Here is an 11,630-nt window from a genome sequence, read left to right on the forward strand (position 1 = left end):
AAAATCCAATGAAGAAAAATAGATTGTTTTTGTTGTTATTAGCTGGATTGGCATTAACAACATCCTGTAATAAGTTTTTAGAAGAAGAGCCTAAGTCAACCGTTGCGTTGTCCGCATTTTATAAAACAGAGGCTCAAGCTGAGGCTACTGTGAATAGTTTGTATAGAAGAGGTGCTCCACAACGTTATTCGAATGCTGGTAGTGCTTATACAGGGCCTACAGCATCTTTCAACACCATGTTAACAGGTTACTTTACCAATAGTTATGAAGGTCAAGAGCGAGTTTGTTTGTTTTCGAGGGAATTAACCCGTCAAAATAATACAAATTTGATTTCGGGTAACATGAATACGATTTGGGATGAATCCTTTCAAGCGATCAATATTGCCAATGCGGGATTAAAATATATTCCTGAAATTAGTATGTCAGACGCAGATAGAAATATTCTTTTGGCTGAGGCTAAGTTCTTTAGAGCGTATAACTATTTTTATCTAGTAAAGACCTTTGGGGCTATTCCGTTGTCTACAACTGCTTATGAGTCTTTAGAAGATGATTTGTATCTAGAAAGATCTGAAGCATCAAAAGTATATGCTTTAATTGAAACAGATCTTAAAGAAGCTGTTAATGCTTTGCCAGCGATTAAGTTTGCCAGCAATGGTCATCGTATTACAAAATTTGTTGCTGCAATGACGTTAGCAAACGTGTATTTACAACAGGGTAAATATGCTGAAGCCGCAGAAACAGCTAAAATAGTGGTCAATTCACCACATAGTATGACTGTTAATACGGATTTGACAACTAATAGTGCTTTTAATAAATTAAGGAAAACGGATGATTTGGATGAAGTGATTTATGCCCAAGAATACGATGGTACCATTAGCAATAGTGGTTGGTGGCCGACGTATGCTTTTAACTCTTCAGCAGTTTCTATGTTTGACAAATACTCCATCTTTGAAAGAGTGTTCGGTCCTACGAAACAGTTCTTGAATGTGTATAATCCAAAAGATTTGCGTATTCAACCGAATCAGTTCTTCCATTGGTCGTATACCAATCCGAAAACAGGAAAGAAATGGGAATCTACAGATGCAGGTGTTTGGTATTATTATGACGAAGAAGCTGTATTGACTACGGGTAAGGGAACAAAAGACTGGAATTTCTACCGTTATCCAGAGGCTTTATTAATTGCGGCTGAGGGTATTGCAAAAAGTGGTGGTGTGACTGCCGAAGCAGCGGGCTATTTGGCACAAGTTAAAGCGCGTGCAAATACAGAAGGAAAAACTGTTGCGCAGTTTACAACCGAACTTCAAGGTTTATCAGCAGATAATTTTGTAAAAGAATGTTGGATAGAACGTTTAAGAGAATTTCCATTAGAGTTTAAAATGTGGGATGATATTGCAAGAACGAAGATGTTCCCTGTGATTTCTACTACTGAAGCTGGAAAAATTGATTTTGTACCTCTTATTGGTGCTAAAAATGCATCAGGAGCTGTATTTAAAGAGTCTGACTTGCTTTGGCCTATTTCACCAGATGAAATACAAAGAAATCCAAAGTTAACTCAAAACGAAGGTTATAAATAAAATACAATAGGCTGTCCAATAGGGCAGCCTTTTTACATCAGAATATGAAATCTAAACTGCTTATTATTTACATGCTGCTTTTTTCTCCATTTTTCTGCACTCAGTTACGTGCACAAGAAAAATCGCAGTTTAAACAACGAGCATCACAAACGTTACAGCAAGTTTATCGTTATTTTGGTAATGATCAGAATCAATTGCTATTGGAAAAATATCCTTTTGATGAAAAGTTTAAGGCTGATTATTTAAACAACAATCAACAAGCTGATCAACAAAAAAAATATGCTTATCTATGGCCTTTTTCAGGGAGCTTTTCAGCAGTAAATGCCTTAATGGAGCTGCCTAAACAAAAGAAGGTATATCAAAAAATAGTAGATAAAAAAGTGTTGGTTGGCCTTGAAGAATATCGTGATCAAAAGCGCTCTCCAATAGGGTATGCTTCTTATTTGAATACAGCAGCAGCTTCGGATCGCTTTTATGACGATAACATCTGGTTGGGTATCGACTTAACGGATCTTTATCTAACGACGAAAAAACAAACCTATCTTACTAAAGCCAAAGAAGTATGGACGTTTGTGAAAAGTGGAGAAGATGATCTGCTCGATGGAGGAATCTACTGGTGTGAACAGAAAAAGGAATCGAAGAATACATGCGCGAATGCTCCTGCTAGTGTATTTGCGCTGAAACTGTATAGGGCGACTCAGGATAGCTTATATTTACAAGAAGGGGAACTTCTGTACCACTGGACAAAAGAGAAGCTACAAGATACTAAGGATGGTTTGTATTGGGATAATATCGGTTTGAATGGTCACATAGGTAAAGCGAAATATTCCTATAATTCAGGGCAAATGTTACAAGCGGCTGCTTTATTGTATCAATTAACAAAAGAAAAACAATACTTATTAGACGCACAACAACTGGCAAAAGCATGCCAATCATATTTTTTTCATCCGATAGCTGATCATGATTTTCCCTTGTTGAAAAATAGTAATCTTTGGTTCCACGCAGTCATGATGCGTGGGTTTATCAGTTTGTTTGAACAAGATCATAACCGAACATATTTAGATATGTTTGCGAAAAACCTCGATTATGCTTGGCTTAATATGCGTGATAAAAATGGATTATTCGATACCGATTGGACACTTAAAGGGAGAAAAGATTCGAAAGGATTACTTGATCAATGTGCATTTATAGAAATGTATGCCCGCTTAGCTAAGGTAGGGTATAACTAACTAACAAAATAGGCTGTTCAAATTATGAACAGCCTATTTTACTTATAATAGATTCGCTATCTTAACTATACATTTACGGTAGCATCCATTTTAAAATCATCATCTTTTAAATGTACGATTTCCATAGATTTTTCGTAATTCGTTGATTTTTTTGAAAAGAAATCATGTTGTGTTGTTTCTGTATTCAAACCGTTTAAGACAATTGGATTGACTTGTTTCACTTCGAATATAGGATCAAAACCAAGATTCATTAATGCTTTGTTTCCATTGTAACGCACATATTCTTTTACTTCAGCCGTTAAACCAACTTCTGTATAAATCTCTTCCGTGTATTTCAATTCATTTTCGTACAATTCATTTAAAAGAACCAAGAATCTTTGTTTTACTTCGTCCTGATTTTTAAGTTTTTTGAAAACCTCTTGTGCCATTAATCCAACGAAAACACCATGGATAGATTCATCAGCAACAATTTTTTTGATAATATCTGCTGAGGCTACCATTTGTCCTTGGCCACATAACCATAACGGTAAAAAGAAACCTGAATAAAATAAGAATGACTCCAAGAGTACAGAAGCGGCTAGAGTCATGAATAGCTCTTCGTTAGAAGGATTTTTCTTATCTAAGTTGCGGTAGTAGGAATCAATTGTAGACGCTTTGAATTGTAAAAATTTATTTTGCTCTACCCAACCAAAGATATCATTGATTTCATTCGTTGTTGATACGGTTGTAAAAATAGTGGAATATGATTTAGCATGAATAGCCTCCATCATACACATATACGACAATACAGCTTTGTTTTGAAGCGAATCGGTGTGATCGATGATTTTTGGCATTCCTGTGTGACTCTGTAAGGTATCCAATAGCGTTAATCCGCCTAATGCTTTTTTGTAGCATTCTTTCATCTCCCAGCTTAATCCTTTCCAACTATCAATGTCTTTTGAAGGGATATATTCAGTATCAATCCAGAATTGTTTAATGTTTTGTTCCCAAAACATTAAGGCATAGTCATTATCTGGCGTATTCCAGTTTACAGCGGTATATTGTTTGCTCATTATTTTTACAGCGAGAGTTATTGATATTTATTTTGAAAAAGCTATTCGAGGTTGATTGATCTTCCTTCGAATAGCTTATTGATTTTCTTTGAGTGGAACTATGCAGAACAAGATACACAATCTTCAATAGAAGACTTCCGTGTACGCGTATAGTACAATGATTTTAAACCTAATTTATGTGCATAAATATAGTATTTAGACAAATCACGAGTGTTATCTTTTGAATTGGTATGTAAAATAGTACTCACACCTTGGTCAATATGACGTTGAATAACGGATACTAATTTTAATACCTTGAATTGATCCATATCGTAGGCCGATTTGAAATAGAAGTAATTATCATTTGTCAAATAAGGCATTGGATAATAAGTTGTACTATCTCCATATTCGCGGACTTCAATAATATCTACAATTGGCATAACCGAAGCGGTTGCATTCATGATGTACGAAGTAGATTGGTTTGGTGCAATCGCCAAGCGATACGCATGATAAATACCATGTTCTTTTACTTCTGCTTTTAATTTTTCCCAATCTTCGATTGTTGGAATATGTACACCTGCAAATAATTCTTTAACCTTATCTGTTTTTGGTAAATAATCTCTTTCTGTATATCTGTCGAAGTAAGTACCATCAGCATAAGCTGATTTTTCAAATCCTACAAATGTTTCTTTACGTTCACGAGCGATCTCCATAGATGCTTCTAAAGAATAGAAGTTCATCATCATAAAGAATGCATTCGCAAAATCTAAAGCCTCATCGGATTCATACATGATAAAGCTTTTCGCTAGGTAACCATGTAAATTCATTGCTCCAAGACCTACTGAATGTAATTCTTTATTAGCTTTGGCGATGGAAGGAACCATTTTAATATCGGTTACATCAGATACCATTGTTAATGCACGCATAGCCAATTTTACAGATTCTTTCACACGTTTATTATCCATAATGGTCGCGATGTTCAAAGAACCTAAGTTGCAAGAAATGCCATACCTGATCTTATCTTCTTCGCCATAAATATTGATTTCAGAGACTTCTGAAACTTGCATGATTTCTGTACACAAGTTGGAGAATTTTACTTTCCCGATGCCATTCAAAGCGTGAACGCGATTGGTGTTTTCTTTGTAGAAAATATAAGGGTAGCCAGACTCTTTTTGTGTTTGTGCAACTTTCACTAACAGGTGACGAGCGTTGATCTTCTTCTTCTTAATATTCGGATTGGTAATCAACTCTTCGTACATCTCATCCATGTCCATTTCATCTAAGAACTGACCATATTCTTGCATCACCGTATGTGGATAGATCAAGTAGCATGTTTCATCTTTTTCCGCCAATTCCATGAATTTATCCGGAATAATGATGCCTATAGAAAGCGATTTGATACGTACTTTCTCATCCGCATTGATCTTTTTACAGTCTAAAAACTCTTCGATATCCGAGTGGAAAATATTTAAATATACCGCTCCAGCACCAGGACGTTGACCTAATTGGTTCGCATAAGAGAACGTATCTTCCATGATTTTCATGATGGGAAGAACACCCCCTGCACGACCTTCTACTCCCTTGATGGCTTCACCACGTCCACGAATTTTTGAAATGTTGAAGGAAACGCCACCTCCGATAGAAGATAACTTCATTGCAGAGTCAACAGCATAACCAATACCATTTAGGTTATCTCCAATTTCATCTAAGAAACAAGAAACTAATTCGCCAGAACGTTTCTTACCGGCATTCAGGAATGTTGGTGTTGCAGGTTGATATTCTTGATTGATAAACAATTCAGCATATGCAATTGCTTTTTCCACACCTTCTTGGCGGGCTAAAAATAATGCCACTGCAACCACGCGGTCTTCATAACGTTCCAAGAACTTTTCTCCAGAATCATCTCTTAAAGCATAACTCTGAAAAAACTTGAATGCAGCCATGAAAGATGCAAAGCGGAATTTTTTTGCGAAAACAAAATTATATACTTTTTCCATTTCTTCGTAGGTGAACCACTCGTAGAAATTGATATAGTAATTTTGTTCAATTAAGTAATCGATTTTTTCTTTTAGTGTATAGAAGAATACCGTATTCTTGTTCACATACTCTAAAAAATAGGCACGTACAGCCTCTTTATCTTTGTGTAAGCTAAACTCGTCATCATGTTTGATCATGATTTCGTTGTTAAGCAATATCCAGTTTTTTGCTACCTCGTTTGCTACCATCGCAGTTGTTCTTTATGATGTCAATAAATTGGTTAATATCCTCCATTGTACCAGACAATTCAAATTTGAAAGCCAATGGGATGTCAAAGTCAGCGGAAATTTTATCAGCGGCTAGTCCGAAATTTTGTCCCCAGTTGCGGTTACCACTTGATGATACAGAATAGATTTTGGAAGCATTTGCTTTCATAAATGCTAGTGTAGTCACAGGGATTTGTCCGAAATTAGTTGTAAAAGTGACCAGATGACCTGATACTTCAGCAACAAGATCTGTAGTTATTTTATGTGCTTTCCAGCCCGTAATCTGGGTAAGCTTGTCCATAAAACGTTGCACGTTTCCAGTTTTGCTATCGTAATAAATATGTATCATGGATTATAAAAATTTGATACTACATTTTCATTATAATGCGATAGCAGCTAATTCTTCAGGTTTAAAACCGATGATACGATGTTGAATTTCTTCATTCTCCAAAACGATGACAGTTGGTACTGTGCGCACTTTAAATTTAGCGGCTAAATCAGGTTGGTCAAACGGGTTGATCGACTCATATTGAATACCTTTTTGATCTAGATATGCAGATACTTGAGCACAAGGTGCACAATCGTTTTTCTCGAATTTGATAATTCTTGCCATGATTATAACTTTTAATTTGTAAATCGCACTTCCCGAAGAAGTCCGGTTTGGATGAATGATATTAACTCGTTTGAGAAGATATTTCTCTCAGCTCTAACAAATATCATAAATTTAATTTGAAGCTGTAATTTGACTTTTCCACATATTGGGGAAAAGATTGTCATAAAACGCGTTTGTGCAATATTGATGTGTATACTGTGTTGTAGATCAGTAATATATAAATGTTGATAACTTTAAAAATTAAAAAATGTCCATGTTTGACGATTGTTTTTTCAATCTAATTTTTGTGTCAAAAACAAACTACAATTCTAAGTTTTTGTTTAAATGTTTGCGATATTATGACATGTTATTATACTAAAATATATATAACAACTGCCTTGCATGTAGCATCAATTAATCTTGGAAACAAAAAGAATATATAGCGACGATTCTTTATACAAAACCTCAATTGTCATTGTTCGGAATAGATTTCAGTCAGAGAATGGCTGATGTGAATTTTGTGGATAATTTTGTTGAAATGAAATAACTGTTTTTAAATAAATTAATAACCCCCAAAGAATTTTTCTTCGGGGATTATTAATTAGAAATTATAAACGAATTTTGCAATCACATTATTCAATAGTATTTCGTAGTTCTCATATTCTTCTTTAGACAATTGTCTTTTATTTTTAATGCTTTCGAATACCCGAATAGATTTTTTAAACTCGTGATAGCTGGCGTCTTTACCGAGAAGAATATTTACCTGTTCTTCCAAGATTTTATTAAGATTGTCTTCAAAGCTCTTTCTTTCATTTTCCATAAACAAATCGTCAGCTAAAAGATCTCTCATTTGTACAATCGAATTCATGTGAATTGCTGAGCGATAAGCCTCCCTTGTATACTCTTTCTTTTCGTTGGTTCTTTCTAAAATAGCCTGATCTATTGATGAGATGTATTTTGTGAAATCTTCAATCTTCATGTTTTTAGAAACGTATGCTCTAATTTTCATCAGCATTACATCTTTACTGTCGTTAAAATTGTAAATTTTCTTCTCTTTCATTTCTTTTGCAAATGCTCCACTGAAATTAGCAAAATCTTTAATGATACTTTTTTCAGAACCTCGCAATGTGTTGAAATTGTTGTTATAATTGATTATTGTCCAAATGATTTTATTAAAAATATCATTTTCGTGTTGTGGCAATAATCCTCCTTTCTGAATTGCTTTAAGTTGATACGACAAATTATTGAGTTGGATAGTTGACTGTATGTAATTCGAAAACTCATTCTTATTCAACTTTTCAATCTTATAATCTTGCTCATCAGTACTTTGAGTTAAAACTTTAGTAGTTGATGATGTTGATAACAAATGATCGGGAATAGGGCTATATGCTAAAGGTTGACCAAGTCTGTTGTTGCTGTTTTCATATTTCTTTTTTGTTCTCATAAACCAGCTCATCTGTCTATTTTTAGGGTTTACCCCATTCATCAATTCTTCGTATGTTGTGGCATCTCCATAGTCATCTGTAAGATAAGATAATGTGATAATATCTTCCAGAAGAGCTTCCTTGTATTTTATAATCTTTTTATCAGTAGAAGTCTGATAGTTGTCAAATTCAGTTTTTAAACCTTTTACAGCTGATCTCAGTTGGCTGGCATTGATAGGTTTTAAACTCTGCTTAACAGTGTTGTAAATAGCATCGAAGTCAGAAGAATTAAAATTTTTATCTTCCTTTAAATAATTGAATTCAATTTTAGCGTCTTCTTCGGAGCTCGTTATTTTTTCCTTTATTTTTCGGTTAGCAATTTCTGAAATACGCAACATTTGTTCTGTTTCCACTTCCATTACTTTTTCCGGATTAGGAAACTTGCCGTCTTTAAGAAAAGGTGCGGCTTCTGCATCAGAAATTAATGATTTGTTGATGGTAGAAGAAACTTCATAGTAGCCTCTTCCAATGGTATTTTCGTTTTGCTGATTTTGAAGTTTAATTATCTCGGTATCAAAAATACCTTTTCCTGCTTCTATTAAATGAAGTTTGGCTTCAATATTCGATTTAATGATGATCTCGTTGAGCGTCTTTTTTTGGTGGTATAGATAAGGGTCAATGTAGGTGTATTCTAAAACGGCAATGTATTTTGGATTGCTGGTATTGTAGCTAATAAAATTTGTTTTTCCAAAATTAAGATTCAATAGTCCTGATTTATTGATAAAATCGGAGTTTGAAACTCGTAATATGTTCAAATCTACAGGTTTTTCAAGATTTAGAATAGTGGGCATAACGATTTTAGAATATTCTAAATCCTCTGATTTTACGTTTTGTGCAAAAGTAACAGATGCACTCATGCAACATAATGCCAAGATTATTTTTTTCATCAATGTTTAGGTTTTTAAATGACGGAACAAATATAATAAAAGACACACTGAATAAAAAAAACTTATGATAATTTTTGTTAATTTTATTAAAATAATTTCTCTATATTGAATAAGATTGCTCATGTGTTTAATAATCAATTAGACAACCGTATTCTTTTGTTTTTTATAAATGAAGAATAGATATGTAAAGAATTATTCTACAGTTTACTGTTTTTATTATTTCTGGAATATCCACCTTACTGATTTATACGATCGATTTACATTTTTTTTAAATTCACCAATACCAATGATGCTGGTACAAGTAGCTTCGTCTTAAATTTTAAGCCTCTGTTTTTTTATTTAGCATACTTTAGCATCTATTTACATTTGTTTACACTACTCTTTTCTAATATTGTGATTATAATTTGAAAATTATGGAAAGAAAACAATTCATTAGAACATTATCCTTTTTAGCCTTTTCTGGTCCAATGGCATGGGCAGCCTGTAGTAAGAATGAGAGTGTTGCTATTCTTGAGAATGGGGAAGATGTTACAGTTAATAACTCTTGTTCTGTAACACCCTCTGAAACTGCTGGCCCATTTCCAACAAAAACACCCTCGTCTTATACACGCTCTGATATACGAAAAGGAGACAATCTAGGTGTAAATATGGCGGCCTTGATCACTGTTGCAAACGTCAATGATAATTGTAATCCCTTGGCGGGTGCTTTGGTTGATATTTGGCACTGTGATGTCGATGGTAACTATTCTCAATATGGAGATACTCAAATGCAACCCAGCAATTATCAGTCAGTAAATTGGTGTCGCGGACGCTTAGTAACAGATGAAAATGGTTTAGTTAATTTTCAAACCATCTTTCCTGGATGGTATATGGGAAGAGCAACACATATTCATGTCCATATTTATGATGCTAGTGGTCAATCACTATTAGTGACGCAAATTGCTTTTCAAGATAGTTTAAGTGATGATGTGAATACTAATGGTTCTCAATATGGCTATAAAAAAGGAATCTCAGGTTATACCTATAACAGTAAAGATAATGTTTTTAGTGACGGTGTAGATAAAGAAATGGCTACTGTTACAGGAAGTATAGCGTCTGGATTTGAAATGAAAATCACCATTAAAGTTGAGGCATAATCACGAACAGGAAAGTTAAATGGGAGAAGCACGAATGTATATCGCAGATCAACGAAATGAAGTTGATTTTGAAGATGGATTGCTAAGAAGTACTTTAAATTATGAAGATTATTATTCTTCACATAAGGAAGCTATTGGCAAATTATTATATGTGAATGAATGGCATGGAATCGCGAAACGTAAACTTACAGTATCTGCATCAGCAGATACTATTATGATAATCTTGCCTTTGCTCAACGCGATTGAAATTCAAATTGGAGATCAATCATATCTTGTAGGGCTAGGTGAACTAATCGTTATTCCAATACGTCAATCTTTCCCAATTTGTATTCATCAAATAGGAAATTTTGAAGAAGGCTTTATTTTTCAACAATTCGTGTTTCAAGCAACATCAAATGACACAGATGCCGTACATAAATATTCGTTACCATTAGGTCAATTCGAACAGAAAAATAAGATGCTTCCGATTCTAATGGATAATAAATTTTCATTCCAACTGTTTATTGGTGCATTTTATGGAAAAGAAGAAACGAATATGCTACTGCCAGAAAATTGCAACAAATTGTTTGCATATCCATTGAATGGAAGTTTTGAGGTAGAAGAACGTCTTCTGTTTTTTGGGGATGGTTTATTTTTAAGTGATCTTGAAGTTGTGGAGATGGAATGTTTGTCTATAAATGGTTTAATTCTTTTAATAGCTTTCTAAAAATAAAGGAAGTTACCTGATGTAACTTCCTTTATCTACAATAATATTATGGTTATTTTTTTAAAATTTAAAAACGACTAATCCTCTTGAGGGTTTTCATAATGAATCAACTTGTGACTTACCTACAAAGCCCCAAAAGATATGGTTTTGAAATTTGTTTCGTGAAACGAGATGCGCTATCTAATTATCAAATTAGGGAGCCGCTTTGACTTGTACAGGAAGTAAATAATCGCCCCATGCTAAACCAATTTTACCAGATTTATCAACATCAATTTTAAATTGCTCTTGTGCTAAATTACTTGTTTCACTAGAAACATTAACACGTAACGCGTCTTGATTTTGATCATATTTTGTACCCCATTGATCCCATGTTTTATTGAAAATTACAATTGTTTCTTGTTCTCCGGGAATGGTATATAAGCTATATTTTCCTTTTGGTAGCTTTTTGCCTTCGATGAGGACATCTTTATCAAAATCTACAGTAGTTGCTTCATTTGCACCCGTACGCCATACTTCTCCTATCTTAACGATATCAACTCCAATTTTACGTCCTTTTAAAGAGGGACGGCTATAGTGGATATCAACTGTTACACCATCATTGGTCGTGACTTTAACACTATCGGGAGGACTTAGTCTTTTACTTTTATCAGATTGTCCAAATGCTATGGAACAAACGAGTGTAAGCATGAATAGAATGGTTGTTGTTTTCATAATGTATTTTTTTATTAAATATACGTAAATGTTTTTA

Annotated in this window: 10 protein-coding genes; 4 read left to right on the forward strand and 6 right to left on the reverse strand. The window is 34.0% G+C overall.

Going from position 1 to position 11,630, the window contains the following annotated elements:
* Positions 1 to 8: 8 nt before the first annotated feature.
* Positions 9 to 1,574: a RagB/SusD family nutrient uptake outer membrane protein gene (locus LZQ00_RS18315; protein WP_234510701.1), complete on the forward strand. Its 1,566-nt coding sequence runs from the start codon at positions 9 to 11 to the stop codon at positions 1,572 to 1,574.
* A gap of 44 nt (positions 1,575 to 1,618) precedes the next feature.
* Complete coding sequence (locus tag LZQ00_RS18320; RefSeq protein WP_234510702.1) at positions 1,619 to 2,803, forward strand: glycoside hydrolase family 76 protein; 1,185 nt, start codon at positions 1,619 to 1,621, stop codon at positions 2,801 to 2,803.
* 65 nt (positions 2,804 to 2,868) lie between these two features.
* Here LZQ00_RS18320 and nrdF read toward each other — a convergent pair whose 3' ends face one another.
* The 5 genes from nrdF to LZQ00_RS18345 form a co-directional block, all read right to left on the reverse strand.
* Complete coding sequence (nrdF, locus tag LZQ00_RS18325; protein ID WP_234510703.1) at positions 2,869 to 3,855, reverse strand: class 1b ribonucleoside-diphosphate reductase subunit beta; 987 nt, start codon at positions 3,853 to 3,855, stop codon at positions 2,869 to 2,871.
* 98 nt (positions 3,856 to 3,953) lie between these two features.
* A complete protein-coding gene (nrdE, locus tag LZQ00_RS18330) occupies positions 3,954 to 6,059 on the reverse strand; it encodes a class 1b ribonucleoside-diphosphate reductase subunit alpha (protein WP_234510704.1) in 2,106 nt (701 codons plus the stop codon).
* A complete protein-coding gene (gene nrdI / locus LZQ00_RS18335) occupies positions 6,019 to 6,426 on the reverse strand; it encodes a class Ib ribonucleoside-diphosphate reductase assembly flavoprotein NrdI (RefSeq protein ID WP_234510705.1) in 408 nt (135 codons plus the stop codon). Before nrdI ends, nrdE begins: the two co-directional genes overlap by 41 nt.
* A 30-nt stretch (positions 6,427 to 6,456) precedes the next feature.
* Positions 6,457 to 6,690, reverse strand: coding sequence for a thioredoxin family protein (locus LZQ00_RS18340; protein ID WP_234510706.1), 234 nt, complete (start codon positions 6,688 to 6,690; stop codon positions 6,457 to 6,459).
* A 580-nt stretch (positions 6,691 to 7,270) separates the two neighbouring features.
* Positions 7,271 to 9,040 (reverse strand): hypothetical protein, encoded by a 1,770-nt coding sequence (locus LZQ00_RS18345; protein ID WP_234510707.1) that lies wholly within the window; start codon positions 9,038 to 9,040, stop codon positions 7,271 to 7,273.
* Positions 9,041 to 9,453: 413 nt separating this feature from the next.
* Between LZQ00_RS18345 and LZQ00_RS18350 the strand changes: the two genes are divergently transcribed.
* Complete coding sequence (locus LZQ00_RS18350) at positions 9,454 to 10,176, forward strand: intradiol ring-cleavage dioxygenase (RefSeq protein ID WP_234510708.1); 723 nt, start codon at positions 9,454 to 9,456, stop codon at positions 10,174 to 10,176.
* Between the two features lie 19 nt (positions 10,177 to 10,195).
* Positions 10,196 to 10,882 carry a hypothetical protein gene (locus LZQ00_RS18355; RefSeq protein ID WP_234510709.1) on the forward strand — a complete coding sequence of 229 codons (687 nt, stop codon included), beginning with the start codon at positions 10,196 to 10,198 and terminating at the stop codon, positions 10,880 to 10,882.
* A 192-nt stretch (positions 10,883 to 11,074) separates the two neighbouring features.
* Here LZQ00_RS18355 and LZQ00_RS18360 read toward each other — a convergent pair whose 3' ends face one another.
* Entirely contained in the window at positions 11,075 to 11,593 is a 519-nt protein-coding gene (locus LZQ00_RS18360) for a DUF2911 domain-containing protein (protein ID WP_234510710.1), read from the reverse strand.
* Positions 11,594 to 11,630 lie beyond the last annotated feature (37 nt).

This window comes from Sphingobacterium sp. SRCM116780, assembly GCF_021442025.1.
GTDB lineage: Bacteria > Bacteroidota > Bacteroidia > Sphingobacteriales > Sphingobacteriaceae > Sphingobacterium.